Genomic DNA, 22,939 nt, shown 5'->3' on the forward strand with positions numbered 1-22,939 from the left:
GGATGAGAGGCATTACACCGGAAGAGGCTTTGGGTCATTTTGTGATCGAACGCAAATCGTACGGGATAGAGCCTCTGTTACGGGGGTACATTAATGATACCTACACCATCAAGGACGGGCAGACTCCCGTCTTCCTGCTACAACGAATCAATAAAAATGTCTTCCGGGATATCCCCGGACTCATGGATAACCTGGAGGCCATCCTTCCATCCCTGAATGGAGAAGGGTATTATCCGGTTTCCTTCCTTTACACGAAATCCCGCCGTCCCTACTACAAGGATGAAGAGGGTGAGTATTGGCGCCTGATGTCCTTTGTGCCCCATGCCGAATCCTTTGATTATACTTCCGATCCGGGCATAGCAACCGAGGCGGGCAGGATCCTGGGAATATTTCACAAACTAATTGGGGATATCCCGCCTGAGACCCTCAAGGAAGTTCTCCCGGGATTTCATGACCTGGGAAAAAGAAAGGAAGAGTTCAGGTCGGCCCTCGAGAACGCCTCCAGGGAAAGGAAAGAAAAAGCTGCCGAGCAAATTGCCTTTGCAGATCAACTCCTGGACGAATTGGAAAAAGAAGACCTGAAGGAACTTCCCATCCGCATTTGTCATAATGACACCAAGCTCAACAACTTCCTGTTTTCCTCTGAAACAGGGAAAGGACAATGCCTGGTGGACCTGGATACGGTTATGCCCGGTTTCCTTCATTTCGACATGGGGGATGCCATCAGGACCCTGGCCAATCCAAACCCAGAGGATGAAATTGACTTAGCTAAAATCTCCTTTGATCTCAACATGGTGAGGTACTTCTTAAAAGGGATCAGGGAAAGCGGACTAGCCCTCAAAGGAGACGAAAAGCCTGCCATCGCCCATGGGGCAGTACTTATGCCCTTTCTTCACGGGCTGAGGGCCCTCACGGATTTTCTCCAGAACGACCGCTACTACAGGGTTTCCTATCCGGATGAGAACCTGAACCGATGTAAAAGCCTTTTTGCCGTGGCTGAAAGAGCAAGAGACCATAAGGCCGAGATCATTGCGATCTCAGAGGAGGTCTTTGGGGGCGAAGAGATTATTTGAAAGCCTGGTGTCCTGTGATGTCTGCTCCGGTGATTAACAGGTGGATATCGTGAGTCCCCTCGTAGGTGATCACGGATTCCAGGTTCATCATATGCCTCATGATGGGGTATTCTCCCGTGATCCCCATTCCGCCCAGCACTTGTCTGGCTTCCCGGGCTATCTTAATCGCCATGTCCACATTATTCCTTTTGGCCATGGAGATCTGCGCGGTGGTAGCCTTGCCCTCGTTTTTCAATTGCCCCAGCCTGAAGGCGAGCAACTGAGCTTTGGTGATCTCGGTGATCATCTCAGCCAGTTTCTTTTGCTGCAGCTGTGTAGCCGCAATGGGTTTGCCAAACTGCACCCTTTCCTTGGCGTACCTAAGGGCCGTGTCATAGCAATCCATGGCAGCGCCTATGGCTCCCCATGCGATCCCGTAACGGGCAGAATCAAGGCATCCCAGAGGGGCTCCCAAACCGCTTTTCCCGGGCAGGAGGTTTTGCTTGGGGACTTTCACATTGTCGAAGATGAGTTCCCCTGTAGCCGAAGCACGCAAAGACCATTTGTTGTGGGTCTCAGGGGTGGAAAACCCTTCCATACCCCTTTCGACAATCAGGCCGTGGATACGTCCCTCCTCGTTCTTGGCCCATACGATGGCGATATCCGCGAAGGGGGAGTTGGAGATCCACAGTTTCGCTCCGTTCAAAAGGAAGTGGTCTCCCTTGTCCTTGAAATTCGTGACCATTCCCCCGGGGTTGGAGCCGTGATCGGGTTCCGTAAGCCCGAAACAACCCATCAATTCACCAGTGGCTAGTTTCGGAAGGTATTTTTTCCTTTGCTCTTCAGTTCCATATGCGAAAATAGGGTACATCACCAGGGAGGACTGTACGGAAGCGGTAGACCGAACCCCGCTGTCACCCCTTTCGATCTCCTGCATAATAAGCCCATAGCTGATCTGGTCCAGTCCGGCACCCCCATACTCTTCGGGGATATAAGGGCCGAAAGCCCCGATCTCCGCCAGGCCTTTGATGATCTGTGTAGGGAATTCCGCTTTCTGGGCGTATTCCTCTATGATGGGTGAAATATCCCTTTTTACCCATTGTCTGGCAGCATCCCGAACAAGGAGGTGCTCCTCGCTCAACAGGTCATCCAGGTTGTAGTAATCCGGTGCTTCAAAAAGATCGGGCCTCATAGGTGAAAATTTTGTCAAAGGTACTCAAAGGCCCAGAACAAACCAATGGATAGAAATAGATATTCAGGGGAAAGAATCGATATTATTTCTCTTCTGCCTTATCCAGAAAGCGGGCCAGGAGGGAATGAAAATGATGTACTCCTTTTTCCCGGGTAGGGGAAAATCTGCCTGCCTGGTAATATCGGGATCGGATCCCTTTGTGGACTCCCTCCACGACCGCCTCATCTTCCATTTCCACCTTGTCCAGACCTGTCCCGGCCCCCTTATCCAATTTGGTCGCATCATAGACATAATTCAGAAACGATACCTTGGTCTGGGATATGGATTGTGGCTGGACCAGGTTGACAGACAGGCCCCAGGGGTAAAAATTGAACATCATATTGGGGAAGACCCAATAATAATAGGCCGCAACCTTTTTCCCGTAGTCGATATGCCCTTTGGGCAGGTCAAATACCTCATCCGTTCCCTCGGCATAACCGATCTGCAGGTTGCAATGGTCATAGAGGACCGTTTCGTAATTCCCGTAATCCAAAACCTCATTGAGATCCTCGTGAACAAAAGGAATGTGGAATCCTTCCAGATAATTGTCGCAATATAAGGCCCAGTGCGCTTGGATGGTGTAATCCTTATCCCTTTTCGCATCCCTTTTGAACTCAGTAAGGGGAAGGAATCCGATACGTTCGTCCATACAATCGATCACAGATTGGAAGTCGAATGCAGGAGACAGGCCGGCAAAGACAAAAGGGCCCCATTGGCGAACGGGAAAAGTGTGCAGGTCATCACAAGGCCTCGGGAAATCCATGGTCTCCCCGAATTCGGGCATAAATTCAAAACGTCCGTCCAAACTGAACCTGCGACCGTGGTATCCACATACCAGTTTTCTGTACTTTCCGGGTCTTTCGACGACCAGGTTTCCCCTGTGCGTACACACATTGCTGAGACAGCGGACGGTCCCCTGCCCATCCCTGCTCATCAGCAAAGGCTCCTCCAGAAATCCCGGAAGGAGGGTAAAAGGGGAAACCGATCCCTTTTCTTTCAGGTCCAGGGTATCCCCTGCCCACTGCCAGGAACGGTAAAAAACTTTCTCCTTTAACGCTTCGAAGACCTCGGTGTGGCGATAGAAGTATGAAGGCAGGGTACTGGCTTTTCGGATATCCGGATCGATGAAGAATTTTGGGGCCACGTCTCTATTAATTTGTACATTTAAAATTATGGAATTCTTTTCGATTAACGGCCCGTCTTATGTCTCCTAAATCGAGTAAGGGCAAATTGGGGATCTGGATGGCCACCTCCCTGGTCATAGGGAATATGATCGGCGCAGGAATCTTCATGATGCCGGCTGCACTGGCAGAATACGGCGGAATCAGTATCCTGGGTTGGCTGGCTTCCTCCATGGGGGCCCTTCTGCTCGCCCTGGTCTTCAGCAAGCTCAGCAACATGGTCCGGAATAATAATGGCGGACCCTATGCATTTGCCAGGGAAGGGTTCGGAGACTATGTGGGTTTTATGGTCGCATGGGGATACTGGATCGCTGTCTGGACCGCGGTTGCAGCCCTCTCCATTGCCTTTGTCAGTGCCCTCAGTATTTTTTTCCCGGTTTTGAATCACGAGCCTGTGGTGGCCCTGATGACCGGCCTGTCTGCGATATGGTTCCTTACCTGGGTCAACTCGAGGGGTGTTCGGTCCTCCGGAAAGATGCAGGTACTGACCACCATTCTTAAGCTTTCCCCCATTCTGGTGATCATACTTGGGGGCTTTTTCTTTTTTAAGGCGGATAATTTTATCCCGTTCAACGCCAGTGACACATCCTCCTTCAATGCGATTGCCATCACCGGAACGATGACCCTTTACGCCTTCCTCGGCCTCGAATGTGCCACGATCCCGGCAGATAATGTCAAGGACCCGGAAAAGACCATCCCCAGGGCTACCCTTCTCGGGACATTGATCACCACCGCGGTATATATCCTCAGCACCGTTGCGGTAATGGGTCTGGTTCCCCTGGATGAATTGACGAATTCCCCGGCTCCTTTTGCCGATGCGATGAAGGTCATGACCGGGGAAACAGGGAGTTATATCGTGGCCGGAGGTGCTGCCATTGCTGCCTTCGGCGCACTGAACGGTTGGATCCTGATCCAGAGTCAGCTGGCCAGGGCTATTTCCCGCGATGGGCTTTTCCCCAAGATATTTCAGAAAGAAAATTCTAACGGGGTTCCTGTCTGGGGAATTGTCATTGGCAGTGCCCTCAGTTCCCTGGTCATGCTTATGAATTACTCGGAAGGACTTGTGGAACAGTTCAAATTCATTATCCTTCTGTCTACCCTATGCACCCTGGTACCCTACCTGTTCTCTGCTTCGGCATACGTAACTATCTCCCTCGAGAGAAATGGAACCAAAAAGACAAAAACAGGGATCTTTGTCCTGGGAAGCCTCACCTTTGCCTACTCCCTGTGGGCTGTGTTCGGAGCAGGGGAAAAGGCAGTATTCTGGGGATTTATCCTGTTACTGGCAGGCACCCCTTTCTACGTTTGGCTGAAGTGGAAAAACAAATCTAAATAACACGAGAGAATGTCAGAAGAATACACTAGTCATTCGGAATACCTTCCTCTGGACAAGGTGTTCGTCATGCCGGCGAGAGAGGCTTTCCGAAATGAAAAGAAGGCACTGGCAGAATGGAGGTCACTCAATTTTACCTCAGTCCCGAAAATTCAAAAAGCCTTTGATGAATACGAAGGATTTCATAAGACCCTGACAGATTCGGGAGCAGAGTTGTTGTACTTCACAGGAGAGGAATCCCTGACCCTGGATGCTATTTATTGCCGGGATGCCAGCATCATCACGGACCAGGGCGTTATCCTTTGCAGGATGGGGAAAGTGCTAAGGCAGGGCGAACCTGCATCACAACAAAGATCTTATGAATCCCTGAATATTCCCATCCTAGGACAGATCGAACCGCCGGGAACTCTTGAGGGCGGTGACGTCGCCTGGTTAGACAGGCATACGCTAGCGGTGGGGCACAGTTACCGTACCAATCCATCGGGTATTGAACAATTGACCGGTCTGCTGAGGCCCATGGGAGTGGAGGTGATCGTAGTTCAACTACCCCATTTCAGGGGACCTTCGGATGTCTTCCACCTCATGTCCGTACTGAGCCCCATAGACAGGGACCTGGCAGCCGTATATTCCCCCCTTATCCCCATAGCCTTTCGCAACACCCTGCTGGAAAGGGGATATCAGCTTGTGGAGGTCCCCGAAGCCGAATTCGACAGCCTGGGATGCAACATCCTGGCCACAGGGCCAAGGCGTTGTGTGATGGCAAAAGGAAATCCTGTCACCGAGCAACTGCTGCTTAAAGCTGGGTGCCAGGTCTCTACCTACGAGGGGAATGAGATCAGCGTCAAAGGGGGAGGCGGACCTACCTGCCTGACCCGTCCGCTGAGGAGAAAGATCTAGTTTACATCTTCAGGTAGAAATCCCTGCACAGAGTTATGTAGGCCTCCGAGTACACATGACGTTCGAGTTCAATGACCAGTTCTTCCTCTACAAGAATTTTTTCTGATCTCGAAAATGCCAGCAAACTCCTCTTGATCGGCGATTGAGGGGTCCCTTTTACCCGGGTTGCCTTGATCAGGTGCAGGTTTACTCCCAATGCAGCGCTGATAATGGCATCCTCAGAACGGTAAGGGATGATCGTCGCAAAGATGCCTTTGGGATCCAGAAGCCTGTCCACTCCCAGCAGCAATTCCTCAACAGGGAGACTGCTATTCTGCCTGGCTTTGTTCCTGGCCTCAGATCCGCTGTCTACCTGTTCGGGATGGAAGGGTGGATTCGAGACGATCAGGTCGTAGGGTTCTTCCATTTCTTCAACCATCTCGTCCAACCCGGCGTGGTAACAGAAAAGTCGGTCGGCCCAGGGAGAGGCCTCAAAATTCTCCACACATTGTTCGTAGGCCTCATCGTCTATTTCAAGGGCATCGATTGTTTCTGCCTCCGTACGTTGGGCCAGCATCAGGGCGATAAGCCCTGTCCCCGCTCCAATATCCAGAACGGACGCGGGCCTTTTATCCACAGGGGCCCATGCCCCGAGGAGGACCCCGTCCGTACCCACCTTCATGGCACAGCGGTCCTGGTGGATATCAAATTGTTTAAATCGAAATGGCTTTTTAGGGGATGAAGAATCCATAAATCCCTCAGGTTTCAGGTTAATTCTCGAGGTAGAGGGAAACCAGGCCTTCAGGGGTGGTGACAAAAACAGTCTTCTTTGCCCGGTCTATCCCGGTGATTATATCATCGCTCACAGGGATAAGCAATTGCTTTCCGTCCTTTTCCGCTACAAATAGGGCCTGGGCAGCGGAATCGTTCACGGAAAGGATGTTCCCTATATCGCCGTACTGGCTGTCCATCAATGTGAACCCTACGACTTCGTGATAGTAAAATTTATTACCGCTCAATTCCGGCAATAGATCTAAAGGAAGGTAGACCTCGGCCCCCAGGATCCTGTCGGCATCTGACTCGTTGCTGATCTCTTCGAAGTCGACCCGCAACAGGTTTGAACGGTGAAGCTGACTTTTACTAATAAAAAAAGGAACCAGGCTATTTCCAAGGGAAATGAACACTGATTCCAGATTTTCGTATAGTTCGGGTTCGTCTGTGTCTAGTTTGATCAGGACCTCCCCCTTAAAACTGTATTTGGAAACGATCTTGCCCAGGTAGAAGCATTCTTCCTTACGCATAGACCGCGATCCCATTACTCTTTGTCTTCAGCCGGTTTTTTTTCCTCTTCGGGAGCTTCTTCGGTTTTGGCTTCTGGTGTTTCTTCAGCAGGAGCTTCTGCCGCTTCTGCTTCCTGAGCAACTGACTCTTCAGGAGTAGGGGCTGTTTCCAGAGCTGCTACTTCTTCTTCTGCAGGGACTTCCTCAGGGGCTTCAGGCAGTTCTGCTTCTGCAGCAGCCTGGGCCCTTTTCTCATTAACTTCTTTTTCCGCTTCCAGAGCCTTCTTCCTGGCCTCTTCCTGAGCTTTGCTCAAATTCTTTTCCTTATCGGAAACCTTTTTAGATTTCTCTTCGACCCAGGCCTGGAATTTCTTTTCAGCCTCCTCCTCGGTAAGGGCTCCTTTACGAACACCTCCCATCAGGTGGTGTTTCAGGAGAACCCCTTTATAAGAAAGGATCCTTTTGGCAGTGTCTGACGGCTGAGCACCGTTGTTCAACCACTGAACGGATTGGTCTACATTGATGTCGATGGTGGCAGGATTGGTATTCGGATTGTAGATCCCTAATTTCTCTAGGAATTTCCCATCCCTTTTAGCGCGGCTGTCCGCGGCTACGATCCAGTAAAAAGGTTTTCCTTTCTTACCGTGTCTTTGAAGTCTGATTCTAACTGGCATATCACATTAATTTTTGCAGGGTACCCGACCCTCGGTTATTAATTCTTCTTGTTCGCTTTTACTGTAAAGCGGGTGCAAATATACATCTTCTTCGGGAAACAAAACGAAATAAAAGCAAAGAATTTTTGGTTCAAAAACCCCGGTTCTAATCTGTGGAGCGCTTCTTTTTCTCCCTCCTGGACATTTCTGCGGTGATGAGCTCCTCATGGATCGCAGCAGTGGCGAAATCCCCTTTTTTCAGCCGTTTGGTTCCCTCCGATGTTAAAAAAAGAGGATTGAGATGAGAATAAAAGACATTCCCGTCAGACATTCTTCTGGGGTTCCTTAGCACATCCCTGTCCAATTCATTGAGGTAGTAGACCCAGAACCTGAGTTGTTTGTTCTCTAATTTATCATAAGTGCCGGCCATTGCCAGGAAATCCCCCGGAAATACCGTCTGACCCACCTCCGGCACAACACTGTTCTTTTCAAGGACATCATAGCGCGCCATGGTCCCATCCCTGTGTTCTATGATGACATAATTTGCCTCCTGCTTGAAGGAGTATTCCAGGTTGTAATCCCGGTCCTTGTCCTCCACAACTTCCACCACGAGACCCTTCCTTGCCACGAAGACACTATCGGATCTCGAAGAGGTCGTGAACATGAAAGCCTTCCAGTTTTCAGGTTTTCCAATACCTGCGCGCTCCTCAATCGCAGATAGTTCATCAACTTTGATCTCCTTTCCCTTCTTGAAAGGCAGGCTGTAGACAAAGTTGAAATCCGGTTTGGGATCATACTTACCCCGGATCGAACTGTAACTGAACCGAAAATTTATCCCTGTCTTTTCATTGATGGGTTTGAGGGTAAATAGGTTTCCACTTCTCCCGGAAACAGTTATAAACTCCCTGGGGGGTATGGCGTTGGTGATCTGCTGGATATCCAGAATTATAAGGTGACTCCCAGGGGTCTGTTTTTCATAGGTATAGGTGATGGAGTTATCTTCATTCCGACTGGAGGATATCTCAATCTTTTCCTGTGCATAACCATAGAAGGAAACCGTAATGCATAGTGTAAAACATATTGCAGCAAGTATGGATGTGGACTTCATATCAAAAAGCTGTTTGGATCGATTTTAAACCATAGTGATTCTCCATGACTTCGATGGTCAAAATAGGAATAATACTCATTTTTCATATGGATAAAAACCATAAAATACCTAAGGTTTATGTTGCGCCGAAACGACATCGCCCTAGGGGAAAATCATTCCCTTCGATTGAATTTTTCTACTGCATACCCGTTCTTTAACACCCTTTAAGGTTTTTCGTTAAATCTATTATAAAGTGCCTTATTTTCTTGGCTATCCGAGGATTTCTTATATCTTATTATAGTTGTCGAGAGTCGATAACACTTGAATTTAAAATGACGATTGATTAATGAAGTATTCAGAAAAAATTTCAAACAAATTAAACGATTTACTAATCCTGACATACGACGCAAAAAGGGGCTATTCCCTGGCTGCTGATAAGGTCGAAAATCCCTCCATTAAAAAATTTCTGGAAGACAAAGCAAACCAGCGATACAATTTTGGACAGGAGCTCAAATCCGAGATCCTCACCTACGGAAACCTTCCCGAAGACAGCAGAAGCATCAAAGGAGACTTCCACAGGCTGTGGATGAAATTCATCTCCAGCGTAAGCTCCAATGAGACAGAAAAAATTCTCGACGAGGTGGAACGAGGAGAGAAAAAAATCCTGCAGGCGTACAAGGACATTCTGGAAAACAAGGAATGGATCCTGCCAAACTCCACCAGAGATCTGCTGAGCAAACAGCGTAATGCGATCGAAAAGGCACTGGAGACCTCCAGAATGTACGAAGAGATCGTCTCCTGATCATCACATCACCCAAATCGAAGAATCCGGTTAACGCCGGATTTTTTTTGTGGTTGATAACTCCTGAGAAGAAGGTTTTTTTCGGCCTTCATAAATCTGTATTTTTAACCCTTCATTCAGCCTGCTAAGTAGTTCCTATGTACCTGATTTTTGATACTGAGACCACCGGATTGCCCAAACGATGGAATGCACCCGTCACTGATGTGGACAACTGGCCGAGATGCGTACAACTTGCCTGGCAGCTGCATGACGAGATGGGGAATCTCATCGAGCAAAAGGATTTTCTCATCAGGCCCGAAGGCTTCGACATCCCCTTCGATGCAGAGCAGATACACGGCATCTCAACCGAGTTGGCAGCAACAGAGGGTATCCCATTGTCTGAAGCCCTGCAACTCTTCAACAAAGCCCTGGAAAGAACGAATTTCCTGGTGGGTCAGAATGTAGGCTTCGATATCAATATCACGGGAGCTGAATTTCACAGGTCCGGCCTGGATTCCAAACTGCTCGGCCTGCCTGTGCTGGACACCTGTACCGAGGAGACCGCGGCCATTTGCCAGATCCCCGGAGGGCGGGGCGGAAAATTCAAGCTCCCCACCCTGACGGAACTTCACGAGTACCTCTTCCAGGAAACCTTTTCTGAAGCACATAACGCCTCCGCAGATGTGGAGGCCACCAGCCGTTGTTTTTTCGAACTCATTCGGCTGCAGGTATTCTCGGCCCGGGAATTAAATGCCGGTCCTGATTACTTCAGGCGTTTCAGCGAAGCGAACCCAGACACCATCCCCCTGCTGGGGCTTACCCACAAGAATCTGAAAGAGGCTTCGGAAGCTATCCAATCAAAACAGGTAAGTGACCAGCCCGATATTTCAAAAGAGGATATCAGGGCAAACCTCAAAAGCCTGGAAGATACTCCCTTTGTGCACCTGCACAACCATTCCCAGTTCTCAGTGCTCCAGTCTACCATCAGGATCCGGGACCTCGTGGCCGCAGCCGCAGAACAAAAAATGCCTGCAGTTGCCCTCACGGACCACGCCAATATGATGGGAGCCTTCCATTTTGTAAAGGAGGTAAAATCGCATAATGCCGCAGTCGCGGGCAGGAAGGTAAGTGCAGAAGAAGCCGGAGAGGATTTTGACGAAAAACCCATCCTGCCGATTCTGGGTTGCGAATTCTTTGTATGTGAGGATCACCGCAACAAGAATCAGAAAGACTACGGATACCAGATCGTCTTCCTGGCCAAGAACAAAAAAGGGTATCACAACCTGGCCAAGATGGCATCCCTGGCTTACACCGATGGGTTCTATTACGTTCCCCGTATAGACCGTGAGATCGTCACCCGTTACAAGGACGACCTTATCGTTCTGAGCGGGAACCTCTACGGGGAGATCGCCTCCAAGATCCTCAACACAGGAGAAAAACAGGCGGAGGAAGCCCTGGAATGGTGGCATGATCTGTTCGGGGAGGATTTTTACATCGAACTCATGCGACATAACCAGGAGGACGAGGACAGGGCTAATCCGGTTCTTCTGGCCCTGGCCCAAAAACACGGCATCAAGGTGGTGGCCACCAACAACACCTACTACTGCAGGAAAGAGGAAGCGGAGGCCCATGACATCCTTCTGTGTGTAAAGGACGGGGAGAAACAGGCCACGCCCATAGGCAGGGGCCGCGGATATAGATACGGCCTGCCCAATCAGGAATATTATTTTAAGTCGTCCGAGGAAATGAAACTCCTTTTCAAAGATATCCCGGAGGCCATTTCGAATATACAGGAGATCGTAGACAAGATCGAACCCTATGACCTGGCCAGGGAAGTCTTGTTGCCCAAATTCGAGATCCCCACAGAATTCAGGGTGGTAGAAGATGAAAGCGATGGGGGAAAAAGGGGCGAGAACGCTTATCTGCGGCATATTACCTATCAGGGTGCCAAAGAGCGGTATGGGGACCTTACTCCTGAAATTGAGGAACGGATAAACTTTGAACTGGCGACCATAGAGAATTCCGGATACCCCGGGTATTTTCTTATCGTGGAGGATTTTATACGCGAAGCAAGGAATATGGGGGTCTCCGTGGGCCCGGGACGGGGTTCCGCCGCGGGTTCGGTTGTGGCCTACTGCCTGAGGATTACCAATATCGATCCCTTGAAGTACAACCTCCTGTTCGAGCGATTCCTCAACCCTGATCGGGTCTCCATGCCTGATATCGACATAGACTTCGACGATGAGGGCCGGGGCAAGGTCATGGAATACGTGATTGAGAAGTACGGGGCGAACCAGGTGGCCCAGATCATCACCTATGGTACCATGGCGGCTAAATCCTCCATACGGGATACGGCCAGGGTGCTAGACCTCCCCTTACCGGATGCAGACCGCATCGCAAAACTTATCCCTAACATGTCTAAGCTCGGAAAGATCTTCGGGGTCCCGGAAGAGGATCTGAGAAAGAAATTCAGGGCAGACGACATGGAAAAGATCAACCAGTTGCTGAACATTTCAGAAGGGGATGACCTGGAGGCACAGACGGTTAATATGGCCAGGGTACTTGAGGGTTCCCTTCGGAATACTGGTATCCATGCCTGCGGTGTCATCATCACCCCGGATGACATCACCAATTTTGTTCCTGTCGCAACAGCCAAGGATTCTGACCTGTACGTCACCCAATTCGACAACTCCGTTGTGGAAAGCGCCGGCCTGCTCAAGATGGATTTCCTGGGGTTGAAAACGCTGACGCTGATCAAGGACACGGTCAAGATTGTAAAGGCAAAACACGGAGTGGAACTGGTGCCCGATGAATTCCCCCTGGATGACCAGAACACCTATGAACTCTTCCAGAGAGGGGACACCGTAGGGATCTTTCAGTATGAATCCCCCGGTATGCAAAAACACCTGAAGGAACTCAAGCCTACTGTCTTTGACGACCTGATCGCCATGAACGCCCTGTACCGGCCGGGACCCATGGAATACATCCCGAGTTTTATCGCAAGAAAACACGGGAAGGAAGAGATCACCTACGACCTTCCAGAAATGGAAGAATACCTCAAGGATACGTACGGGATCACCGTCTACCAGGAACAGGTGATGTTGTTGTCCCAGGAGCTTGCCGGATTTTCCAAGGGCGAGGCAGACATCCTCCGAAAGGCCATGGGGAAAAAGATCTTCTCCCTGCTGCAAAAACTAAAACCTCAATTCCTGGACGGGGGGGAAAAGAACGGGCATCCGAGAGAGGTCCTCGAGAAGATCTGGAAGGATTGGGAGGCTTTTGCTTCTTACGCCTTCAACAAGAGTCATTCTACCTGCTATGCCTATATCGCCTACCAGACGGCCTATCTGAAAGCCCATTACCCTGCAGAGTATATGGCGGCCGTCCTGTCTAACAACATGAATGACATCAAGCAGGTGACTTTCTTTATGGAGGAGTGTAAACGGATGGGATTGGAGGTACTCGGGCCGGACGTCAATGAATCCTACTACAAATTCGCCGTCAACCGGGAGGGTGCCATCCGTTTCGGCATGGGTGCCATCAAGGGTGTGGGCCACTCTGCCGTGAAGACCATTGTGGAGGAGCGCAAGGCGAACGGGGCATACAGGTCCGTGTTCGATCTTGCTAAACGCATAGACCTCAGGGCAGCCAATAAAAAGGCCTTTGAGAACCTGGCCCTTGCCGGTGGGTTCGATTCTTTCGGAGAGACCCACAGGGCACAGTACTTCCACCTGGAGGGAGAGGGGATCACTTTCCTTGAAAAGGTTATCCGGTACGGGGCCAAATACCAGGAAAACGAGAATTCTGCCCAGGTGAGCCTTTTCGGTGAGGCCAGCGAGGTCCAAATTCCGGAGCCGGTAGTACCCCCATGTACTGAATGGGGTACGATGGAAAAACTCAGGCGGGAGAAAGAGGTGGTAGGGATCTATATCTCGGGCCACCCCCTGGATGATTTTAAAGCCGAGATCAAGGCCTTTACGAACGCCAACATCTCCTTTTTCCACCATCTTGATGACCAGATCAACCGGGAATTGAGTTTTGCGGGGGTGATCACGGACGTTCAGCACCGCGTTTCCAGAAACGGAAAGGGATGGGCCGTCTTTACGCTCGAAGATTATACGGACTCCTTTGAATTTCGCATTTTTGGGGAAGAGTACTTGAAATTCCGGCATTTCCTGATGATCAACTCCTTCGTTTTTATCAAGGTTTTTGTACGTGAAGGATGGGTGAACAGGGAGACCGGAAAAAAAGGAGAGCCCAGGCTGCAATTCAACCATTTTCTACTGTTGCAGGACGTAATGGAAAATTTTGCTAAAAAGCTCACCATCAAACTCGACATAGATCAACTCCATGAGGAACGGATCCTCGACCTGAAGGATACCCTACGTTCCCATAAAGGAAAGCAACCCCTGCATTTTACTGTATACGAGATGCAGGATGAGATCAAGGTCACTCTTTCGAGCAGGAAACAAAAAGTACAGATCAGCAGTGAACTGTTAGCCACACTGGAGGACAAGGAGGTACATTACAAACTCAATTGATAGCCTCAGGTAATGGTGTTATAGGGAAAACGAATTCGCAGGCTGTAAGGAATTCGGGAATTTATTGTCTAAATTTGCATGAATTTAAATCAGAAAATCATGGCATTAGAAATAACAGATGCTACTTTTGATGAAGTGGTCTTAAAGAGTGACAAACCCGTGGTGGTCGACTTTTGGGCTGCCTGGTGTGGTCCATGCCGTATGGTAGGACCGATCATCGACGAAGTGAGCAGCGAATACGAAGGGAAAGCAGTAGTCGGCAAAGTGGATGTGGACAGCAATCAGGAATATGCCGCCAAATATGGGGTAAGAAACATTCCAACCGTTCTTGTCTTCAAGGATGGCGAGATCGTAAGCAGGCAGGTGGGAGTATCTCCCAAAAAAGTGTATACAGACGCTATAGACGCAGCGCTCTAATCATATTTTTTCAAATATTAAAGCCCGGTTCTGCCGGGCTTTTTTGTTTGGGGAAACGTAAATGGATAGTCTGGCCTAATTGTAAGGCCATATCCGTATCTTAGAAGCATGGATCTGCAACAACACCTGGAACAAAGCGGACTCTTCCAGAACCTGGAACTCCTGGCGAGACAGGTAGTGGAGGGGTTTATCAGTGGGATACACAAGAGCCCTTTCCACGGGTTCTCTGCGGAATTTGCCGAACACAAGATCTACAATACGGGCGAAAGCACGAAGCATATAGACTGGAAACTCTTTGGGAAAACAGACAAGCTCTACACAAAGCGGTACGAGGAGGAGACCAACCTCAGATGTCATATGATCCTCGACAATTCAGCCTCCATGTATTATCCGGAAGTAAAACAGCTCGGGCCGGACAACCTGAACAAGATCGGTTTTGGGGTACTCGCCATAGCCGCCCTGATGAATATTCTCAAAAAACAGAGGGATGCCGTGGGCTTGAGTATCTATTCAGATGAATACACCCATTACTCCCCTGAAAAGGGCAGCGAAAGACACCACCAGATGCTATTAGCCAGGCTCAATGAAGTTGGCACATTGAGAAGCTCAGGGAGTGGAACCAGGACCTATACCTATCTGCATCAGATCGCAGAAAAACTAAAGCGGCGCAGCCTGGTCTTCCTGTTTACCGATATGTTCCAGACAGAGGCGGAGGATGAACAGCTATTCGATGCCCTGCGGCATTTGAAGTTTAACAAACACGAGGTAGTGCTGTTCCATTTGCTGGACAGGGAAACAGAACTCTCCTTTAATTTCGAGAATACACCCAAACGTTACAAGGATGTGGAAACGGGGATGCATATAGACCTTTTTGCAGATACCATCAGGGATGCCTATGAAGAGGAGGTCAGGGCGTTTATGTCTGCCTTAAAACTTACCTGTGCCAAGTACAAGATCAAGTACGTACCGGTAGACATACGGGAATCCTTTGCCAAAGTGCTCAACACCTTTATGATTGAAAGGCAGGCATTTGGCTAGGGGGTTTATTTTGCAGAAATTGTTTGTGTAATTCGAGAAGCGACGTATATTTGCATCCTCTTAAACACCTCCGTAGGTGTGGCCGAGAAAAAAACTAGCTTTCTAAAAGCAGTTGCAGCAAGATTTGAACCTGACTGTCGTCAGGGTTCGTTCAAAAACGGATAAAATCATTGGTCTGGTAGTTCAGTTGGTTAGAATACCTGCCTGTCACGCAGGGGGTCGCGGGTTCGAGTCCCGTCCAGACCGCAGAGAAGCAGAGCCCTTCGCACAAAGTGTGGAGGGCTTTTTCATTTCGAAGCACCTGAGCTTGCTCAGAGTGCGAAGAAATGGAAAAAGACTACCGCCTGCTGTGCAGGCGGAAGGGCTCCGACTCATTTTGTGCAGCATTCTAATGTGGTCGTACCTTCCCTTTCCATTTGCGTTAAATACTACGGATCAACAGATGGACCTCCTGCCGTTACTTCGATATCTCCATGAAAAAAGTGCAAATACCACTAGATCCTGACAGGGCTATTTTAATCATTCGAAACGCCTGAAGACCATATAAGTTCTCCATTTTATCGTAGTCAAGAATAAAAATAGAAAGACCAGAGGGCGGCATAGAATCTATTTGCATAATGGGAAATTATGTTTATTCCTTAATCCTTTCCATGTGAATAATATGAACATAAAAGCCTTATGGCATTGATCATTGATTGATCTCCCTGGTTTATTGCCATTTGATGACGGTCATTCAATCCTTTTTCATTGAAACGCGTACGTCTGTTATCAATACGGTCAGCCTGATTAAGAAGCCATTGTCTTTGTATATCCATTGATGGGAAAGGATTGACTACAGCAGACAAATTGAGAAAAGAAAAAGCAAGGTCTGCCTTACCACCACCCAGTTGTATGGAACATGACCTTATCCACCACTTCACTGCATTTTTCAAATCCTGTAATTCCTCAAAGTATAGAGAACCCAAATCACCACACAGACCACCCTTGAGTTTTGCCTTATCAAGCCCCTCCTCCAATATTTCAATCGCCTTTGAAAAGTTTCCCATTCTCCTGTAAACTTGAGCTGACCAGCTATAAACGATATCAAAATCGCTGTATTCTGAAACTAGCTTACTCATCACCTCAAGTGCTTTATTCATATCGCCGGACCACTGGTAATGTTGGGCCTCTTTAATTTGCTTTATACTAAACCAATCTCTGCTATCCGGCAATTCCTGGTAATTAATTGTAAAGCAGTCATCAACATATGCATCTCCCGTAAATGGAGGTACCTCTATTTGAATCCATTCCTTTTGTTTTGTGAGATTTTGCCCCAATTCCCGGAGCCCGGTATCTTTTTCATGAATATTGGAGCCGAGATCAATAGAAGGTACCTGTCTTAAACGACTTAGGCCTTTCTTATCAGATACCACATGGACAAAAGGATCAAATCCTAATTCCATAAACTGGTCTAGTTTACTTTGTTCCTTTAATAATAATAAGGTATCCAGGTCCCATGCGGACTGAAGTGCAGAGGGTATGTAATCCCAGCCAAATGTCATCGCGCTTGTAACCAGAATCATTTCGCATGCTTTCAACATCTCCAGTTTTGTTTCTTCAAATGGTTTGTGTTCATGCTTATCAGCCGTTTGAAATTTTACAATGGCTGTTCGAGCATAATACCATTGTGTCAGGATTTTCAACTCAAAACTGTTGGTTTGATCTATTCGTTCATCAAACTTTACAATGCCTTGTTCATAAGTCTGTAAACCAGATATCCCCGCATACCCTTCAAACTCTCTGTAAAGGCTCTCGATAATCTGTGTTACATTCAAAGACGGCCCGTTTCCCTCCAAACTTTTGAGCGCATTTTGACCCACCGTACGCTGGAGTATTCTGGCCAGATATAGAAAGAATGCTTTATCCGGCAATGAAAGAATATTATTGGTTGTGACCTCAACTGGATCCTGATCTTGAATCTTATTTGTGGCTTGAGATGTATTGGAACCCTTATCCCTTTTTAGATTTTCCGGGTGCTCAAAAAGTTCAGGTATTTTTCCTCCTAATTGCTTAATTTTTAGTTGAGATTCTTTCCAAACAGATGATTCAGGAGTTGCTTTTTGATAAACTTCACAATAGCATCCAATAGCAAGGTTTTTCTCACCCAGCTTTTCATGCAGTTTGCCCATGCTAAACCGAACATTCCAATTATTGGGATCAACATCTTCAGCAATGATGAACTGCACTTCTGCTTCAACATCCCTGTCACATTCCATTAATGCCTCCCCGTACATTCGTTCAATTTCAGAGCAGTCGGGCGAATTATCGGGAGTGATCTTTACAGCCTTATAATACCAATCGGCTGCTTCCTTTTTATGACCACATCTTCCAAGATTTTCTGCAAGATGTATAAAAGTTGCTTTCTGGTCCGGTATTAAGTAGCCATAACGATTCCAGATTTTTGCCACTTCTAAGTAATCGTCCCGTGCTTCAAGTTCTCCTGCTTTTGCCTTCAGTTCTTCATATGAGGGCCTCTTTTTGAAAATATCTAAAAACCCCATGTGTCTTGAATTTGATTCGGTTTGCGCGCCTTTTTGTTTAACGGTCTTTTTTAAAACGTAAAAAGGTGAAATTCACAAAATAGATTGTTAAGATATTGATTTTCAATATCAAGAACCTATGTAAGGTAGGAATTTCTCTTCTCATAGAGCCAAGTCAATACCAAAAAAAAAGTAAACAGAGTGATTGAAGTTTAAAATTATTAATCATCCTAAATGGAAATTTCCATTTCTTCGCCTTGAAAAGTAGAAATTGGAAACGCATTCCTGCATAGAAGGCGAAGGGATTCCGCATCTCTGCAGGACCACTCCTGATAGCTATCGGGAAGGATTCCCGAGCAAAGTGAGGGAATCAATCCCGGACGTATAATCACTTGAAGAAAGAAATAGAATAAGACCACTGACTGCGACAGCAGTCGGAAGGGCTTGGGCACGAATTTCGGCTCAGTCAACCAGGAGATATTCTCTTATAAACCCACTGATCTTCTCCTGCAGATCCAAAATATCTGCCTCACCCCAGTCATCCCCGTGGCCTCCGGAATAAATGGTAAAATCATGGGGGATGCCATTGGCCGTTAAGGCTGAATCGAGGGCTACACCGTTGTCTAGCGGCACCAGGGGATCCTGATCCCCGTAGAAAAGGGCCACCGGACTACTCTGCGGATTCACCTGAAATACCGGACTGGTGGCTTTGGCGTAATCCGTGCCTGTTGGGTACTGGCTTTCATCCACAAAAAGGGATAGGGCAAGTTCAAAATTTGGGTCTTCGGAAAAGAAGGGATGTGTAAAATCCGTCGGGCCAACGATATCCACTACGAATTTTATCCTGTCCCCTTCATCGTATACAAAGTCGTACATAAGGGAAAGGTGTGCTCCTGCACTCGTGCCGATCATCCCGAATTCGGGCAGGATCTGCAGAGCCTCCTTTTCGGCTACCAGTTTTTCAACCACCCGGTCGATATCCAGGAACTGATTGGGGAAGGCAGGGACTACCGGGACCGGGGTGGCCAGCACGTAGTTCATATTGACTATGGCGTGATCGGGATGTCGTTCCTTGATGAGGTCGATAAAGGGTGTCATACTCGACTTATCCCCTTCTATCCACCCGCCCCCATGGACGAGTACTAATACTTTGGTCCTGGAAGAGGAACGGTCGGCCGGCAGATACAGATCGTACTTCTGCTGGGGATGTTGGCCATAGGCCACATCCGTCAAAGTAGTTGCGGTCAAAGGAAGGGGTTGTTCCTCCTGATTATCTTCCTGCTTTGGACTTGTTTCTACTTCAGAAGAAGAACAAGAGATCATGCCAATCATCAGGAAACAAACCATCCAATGGATCCCAATTTTTTTGTTTTTGCTCATTTTTAGCATGTTTGTTTCCGGCATAACTTTCCTTCAAAGATATTCAATTGTCCCGGTTAATATTCAGGATGTTCCTGCCCGGGTTGCACCTTTATCAATGACTTCTTTACCCCTATCCCTTAACAGCCTGTTCTGCGTAGCCGTCTTCATTTCGGCATATCGTGGGTCCTGTATGTAATCCTCCTTTTGCATCTTCATCACCTCTATGCTCAGGAAGCCAAACTCGCTCACCACCTTGCCATAAAAACGGTAGATCCCCCGCCCCCTGAAACGGTATTTGGCAGCCACAGGCGGAAAGAGGACCGTGTCAAACACCTCCCCCTGCTGGTCTACAAGGGTGGCGAAGTTCATCCGCTTGCCCGTATGGGTCTTGGTGTTCTTTACCGTGACCAGGTAGCCATAGATGTCGATATAACGGCCCTCGTACCGTGGGAGGTCCTTGCTGCCGTGGTCGTTCCTGGGAGGTTCCTTCAGCAGGGAAAAAGGGCTGCAGAGGCAGAACCCCAGGAGCTCCCACTGGGTAAAGGCCGTCTCCAGGTCTGTGGAGTGAAGCTGTGGAATACTGAAATCCTGGTGGACGGGCGGGAAGAGTTTAGGATGGTCTATCGCATTTCCTTTGTTGAGGAACAGATGGGCTTCCCACAGGAGTTCGTGCTTATTGATCCCTGTAAAGCGGAAGGCATCGATGCGGATCAGGATGCTCACCTGCTCGATGGAGATAACCACCCGGTCCAGGAAATCCTCCAGGGAACCAAAAGGCCCTCGGGCCCTTCGTTCCTTCAGGATGCGGTCCATCACCCGGGCCTCCAGTTCCTTCAGGTATGCAAATCCCAGGTAGATCTCCTTTCCGTAAATACAGTTCACCGCTGTACTCCTGTTCACACAGGGGGCATGGATCACAGCGCCCAGCATACGCGCCTCGTGCACGTAGAACTCCGGTCGGTAGAAACCGCCCCCGTTGTTGAGCACCGCCACCAGATATTCGAGGGGGTAGTAGGTCCTCAAAAACAGGCTCTGATAGCTCTCCACGGCATAGGAGGCCGAGTGGCCCTTGGCAAAGGCATAGCCCGCAAAGCTGGCCACCTGATGCCAGACCTCGTCGATGAGGGAGTCCTCGTAGCCCTTCCTGCGGCAGTTTTCCACAAACTTCTCCCTGATCTTCTGAAACTCTTCCCGGGAGCGGTACTTCCCGCTCATTCCCCTGCGAAGCACGTCGGCCTCCCCCAGGGTGAGACCTGCAAAATAGTGGGCCACCTTGATCACATCCTCCTGGTAGACCATCACCCCGTAGGTGTCGGGCATGATGTCGAGCATTACCGGATGTCCCTTCTCCTCTGCCCTGCCGGGATTTCGGTGCCTCATGATATACTCCCGCATCATCCCGCTCTGGGCCACCCCTGGCCTGATGATGGAACTGGCAGCCACCAGGCCCAGGTAGGTGTCTACCTCCAGTTTCCTGAGCAGCATTCGCATGGCAGGCGATTCCACATAGAAACAGCCCATACACTGGGCAGACCGTATCATGCCGTTGATCTGCGGGTCCTGCTTAAAGGCCTTGATGTCGTGTATGTCGATGGAGGCGTGTTCCTCCGGCTGGTTGAAGGCCAGGATCTCTATGGCCTCTTTGATCTTGGCCAGGCCCCGCTGCCCCAGGATGTCGAACTTGTACAGGCCTACGTCCTCGGCGATCACCATGTCGAACTGGGTAGTGGCAAAACCTTTGGGAGGGAGGTGGGTGGCGGAAAAACAGTGGAGGGATCTGTCACTGATGAGGATCCCCCCGGCGTGGATACTGAGGTAATTGGGCATGTCCTTGATCAGGTTGCCGTATTTGAGGACCAGGAGGGAGACCCCATCCAGGTCAGAGGGGTTGTAATGCCCTTCGCAGAGGAAGTCGATCTCCGCCTTGGGCAGTCCAAAGACCTTGCCGAGTTCCCGGATCACACCTCTCGACTTAAAGGTGACATAAGTGCCTAGCAGGGCGACATGCGGAAAGCGGTCAAAGATGTACCGGGTGATCTCCTCCCGGTCCTTCCATGAAAAATCGATGTCGAAATCGGGCGGATTGGTCCGGTAGAGGTTGATAAAACGTTCAAAGTAGAGGTCGAGTTCAATGGGGTCTACATCGGTGATCCGCAACAGGTAGGCCACGATGCTGTTGGCCCCGCTCCCCCGCCCCACGTAGTAGAAGCCGCGCCTTCTCGCTTCGGAGACGATATCCCAGTTGATGAGGAAGTAGGAGACGAACCCCTTGTCCTTGATAAGGTCCAGCTCCTTTGCCATGCGGTTTAGGATACGGTCGTCTACCTCCGGGTAGCGGTAGGGTAGCCCTTTTTGGCACAATTCTTCCAGGAGAGTCTCGTCTGCCTCCCGGCTTCCGAGATAAGTGCTCAGGTTCTGCGGTTTTCGTTCTGAGGAGAAGTCGAAATGGATGCTGCACAATTGCATGAGCTGTTCCGTGTTCTTCAGGATGAAGGAATATTCGGAAAAGACCTCCGCCAGGTTGCGGACGGGAAACATCTTTTCCTCGGGGGAGGCCTGCTCTTCTTCCGGCAACTTGCTCAGCAACACATTATTGTCGATGGCGCGGAGGAGACGGTGCGCATTGAAATCGCGCTTATTCCTGAAGGTGACGGGTTGTAAGACCACCAATTTGTCCCTGTATTCTATAAGCCTGGAAAAGGGCAACCGCCTCAGGTCTGCCACCGAGATGCCGATGTATTCAAATTCCGAAAAGTGGTACTGGTCATTGAGGAGTACTTTCTCGAAGGGGTAGATCACATAGGCGTTTTGAAAAGCAGGGGCCTTTCCGGGAATTTTTTTCTCCCTGTGGAGGTGATCCGAAAGGAATTCGTTGAGCTCTCGGTACCCTTCATTGTTTTTGGCGATCCCCACAAAACAGGTATCCACCCCGTTGCGGAAATCGATCCCTAAAATGGGCTGTATCCCAAAATCCGCTGCCCTGCGGACAAAGTTGAGGCAGGCCGAGGTATTATTGATATCGGTAAGGGCCAGGCGGGTGACTTCATTTTCCCGGGCCAGTTCCAACAGGGCCACCTCGGAGAAGGTGCCGTAGCGGAGGCTGTAGTATGTATGGCAATTCAAATACACCTGAGAAAAATTCCAAATTCCAAATTCCAAATTCCAACTTTGGATAAATGCTGACGAATTCTATTTTATATAATCTCTTCTTTGGATTTTGATACTTTGTTGAGAATGGAAGAGAGGATCATTCTTAACTGCAGTACCTCATCGATCAATATTTCGGCTTCTTTTTCATATGTATCATTCATATCCCTTAAAAGTCTTAACCAGTAGGAAGCTTCCTTGGCTTCTTTTCTGGCAATTTTGAGCCTCATGTAAAGATCTCTCTCACCTAATTTTTCATTTGCCTCAATGTAATTGGCCCCAATAGAACCTGAAGATTTGATAAGCTGTTTACCATCTTCCACATTGCCGAGAGTTTTTGGTAATTTCTTTATAAATATTCTGCAATCTCTAGCAAACGAGTACGTCCGCTCTTCCAGATCATATACCTTTCTATTTTTCATCATTTTCTCTCTCATTTTT

The 22,939-nt window shown here is 48.8% G+C and carries 17 protein-coding genes and 1 tRNA gene; 8 read left to right on the plus strand and 10 right to left on the minus strand.

What is annotated here, in order from left to right; translation table 11 throughout:
- Window positions 1–2 precede the first annotated feature (2 nt).
- Window positions 3–1,073 (plus strand): phosphotransferase enzyme family protein, encoded by a 1,071-nt coding sequence (locus GWK09_RS03750; RefSeq protein ID WP_163691663.1) that lies wholly within the window; start codon window positions 3–5, stop codon window positions 1,071–1,073.
- Here GWK09_RS03750 and GWK09_RS03755 read toward each other — a convergent pair.
- The gene (locus GWK09_RS03755) at window positions 1,066–2,244 is read right to left on the minus strand and encodes an acyl-CoA dehydrogenase family protein (protein ID WP_163691664.1); all 1,179 of its coding nucleotides are present in this window, start codon (window positions 2,242–2,244) and stop codon (window positions 1,066–1,068) included. The two genes, GWK09_RS03750 and GWK09_RS03755, sit on opposite strands and share 8 nt — an antisense overlap.
- Before the next feature lie 82 nt (window positions 2,245–2,326).
- Window positions 2,327–3,427, minus strand: coding sequence for an aromatic ring-hydroxylating oxygenase subunit alpha (locus GWK09_RS03760; RefSeq protein WP_163691665.1), 1,101 nt, complete (start codon window positions 3,425–3,427; stop codon window positions 2,327–2,329).
- Between the two features lie 59 nt (window positions 3,428–3,486).
- On the opposite strand from GWK09_RS03760, the gene GWK09_RS03765 reads away from it, so the two are divergent.
- Window positions 3,487–4,800: an amino acid permease gene (locus GWK09_RS03765; RefSeq protein ID WP_163691666.1), complete on the plus strand. Its 1,314-nt coding sequence runs from the start codon at window positions 3,487–3,489 to the stop codon at window positions 4,798–4,800.
- Between the two features lie 9 nt (window positions 4,801–4,809).
- Window positions 4,810–5,694 carry a dimethylarginine dimethylaminohydrolase family protein gene (locus GWK09_RS03770; protein WP_163691667.1) on the plus strand — a complete coding sequence of 295 codons (885 nt, stop codon included), beginning with the start codon at window positions 4,810–4,812 and terminating at the stop codon, window positions 5,692–5,694.
- A gap of 1 nt (window position 5,695) precedes the next feature.
- Here the strand turns inward: GWK09_RS03770 and GWK09_RS03775 are convergent, their stop codons facing one another.
- The 4 genes from GWK09_RS03775 to GWK09_RS03790 form a co-directional block, all read right to left on the minus strand.
- Window positions 5,696–6,424, minus strand: a complete 729-nt coding sequence (locus tag GWK09_RS03775) for a tRNA1(Val) (adenine(37)-N6)-methyltransferase (protein ID WP_163691668.1) — start codon at window positions 6,422–6,424, stop codon at window positions 5,696–5,698.
- A gap of 19 nt (window positions 6,425–6,443) precedes the next feature.
- Window positions 6,444–6,974 carry a ribosome maturation factor RimM gene (gene rimM, locus GWK09_RS03780; protein WP_163691669.1) on the minus strand — a complete coding sequence of 177 codons (531 nt, stop codon included), beginning with the start codon at window positions 6,972–6,974 and terminating at the stop codon, window positions 6,444–6,446.
- 14 nt (window positions 6,975–6,988) lie between these two features.
- Window positions 6,989–7,627, minus strand: a complete 639-nt coding sequence (locus GWK09_RS03785) for a 30S ribosomal protein S16 (protein ID WP_163691670.1) — start codon at window positions 7,625–7,627, stop codon at window positions 6,989–6,991.
- Between the two features lie 145 nt (window positions 7,628–7,772).
- A complete protein-coding gene (locus GWK09_RS03790; protein ID WP_163691671.1) occupies window positions 7,773–8,714 on the minus strand; it encodes a M23 family metallopeptidase in 942 nt (313 codons plus the stop codon).
- A gap of 325 nt (window positions 8,715–9,039) precedes the next feature.
- Between GWK09_RS03790 and GWK09_RS03795 the strand changes: the two genes are divergently transcribed.
- From GWK09_RS03795 to GWK09_RS03815, 5 genes are all read left to right on the plus strand, one after another.
- Window positions 9,040–9,495, plus strand: a complete 456-nt coding sequence (locus GWK09_RS03795; protein WP_163691672.1) for a ferritin-like domain-containing protein — start codon at window positions 9,040–9,042, stop codon at window positions 9,493–9,495.
- A 137-nt stretch (window positions 9,496–9,632) separates the two neighbouring features.
- Complete coding sequence (gene dnaE / locus GWK09_RS03800) at window positions 9,633–14,015, plus strand: DNA polymerase III subunit alpha (RefSeq protein ID WP_163691673.1); 4,383 nt, start codon at window positions 9,633–9,635, stop codon at window positions 14,013–14,015.
- A 99-nt stretch (window positions 14,016–14,114) separates the two neighbouring features.
- Complete coding sequence (gene trxA, locus GWK09_RS03805) at window positions 14,115–14,432, plus strand: thioredoxin (protein WP_163691674.1); 318 nt, start codon at window positions 14,115–14,117, stop codon at window positions 14,430–14,432.
- A gap of 108 nt (window positions 14,433–14,540) precedes the next feature.
- Complete coding sequence (locus tag GWK09_RS03810) at window positions 14,541–15,470, plus strand: DUF58 domain-containing protein (RefSeq protein ID WP_163691675.1); 930 nt, start codon at window positions 14,541–14,543, stop codon at window positions 15,468–15,470.
- A gap of 172 nt (window positions 15,471–15,642) precedes the next feature.
- Window positions 15,643–15,716: transfer RNA gene (locus GWK09_RS03815), tRNA-Asp, on the plus strand.
- Window positions 15,717–16,108: 392 nt separating this feature from the next.
- On the opposite strand, the gene GWK09_RS03820 is transcribed toward GWK09_RS03815, so the two are convergent.
- From GWK09_RS03820 to GWK09_RS03835, 4 genes are all read right to left on the minus strand, one after another.
- On the minus strand, window positions 16,109–18,010 hold the full coding sequence (locus GWK09_RS03820; protein ID WP_163691676.1) for a tetratricopeptide repeat protein: 1,902 nt from the start codon (window positions 18,008–18,010) through the stop codon (window positions 16,109–16,111).
- A gap of 441 nt (window positions 18,011–18,451) precedes the next feature.
- Complete coding sequence (locus GWK09_RS03825; protein WP_239530616.1) at window positions 18,452–19,369, minus strand: alpha/beta hydrolase; 918 nt, start codon at window positions 19,367–19,369, stop codon at window positions 18,452–18,454.
- 63 nt (window positions 19,370–19,432) lie between these two features.
- Window positions 19,433–22,480: a DNA polymerase III subunit alpha gene (locus GWK09_RS03830; protein WP_163692497.1), complete on the minus strand. Its 3,048-nt coding sequence runs from the start codon at window positions 22,478–22,480 to the stop codon at window positions 19,433–19,435.
- A 65-nt stretch (window positions 22,481–22,545) separates the two neighbouring features.
- The gene (locus tag GWK09_RS03835; RefSeq protein WP_239530631.1) at window positions 22,546–22,935 is read right to left on the minus strand and encodes a four helix bundle protein; all 390 of its coding nucleotides are present in this window, start codon (window positions 22,933–22,935) and stop codon (window positions 22,546–22,548) included.
- Between the last annotated feature and the right edge of the window lie 4 nt (window positions 22,936–22,939).

The sequence above is a fragment of the Muriicola jejuensis genome, assembly GCF_010671595.1.
Classification (GTDB): Bacteria; Bacteroidota; Bacteroidia; order Flavobacteriales; family Flavobacteriaceae; genus Muriicola; species Muriicola jejuensis.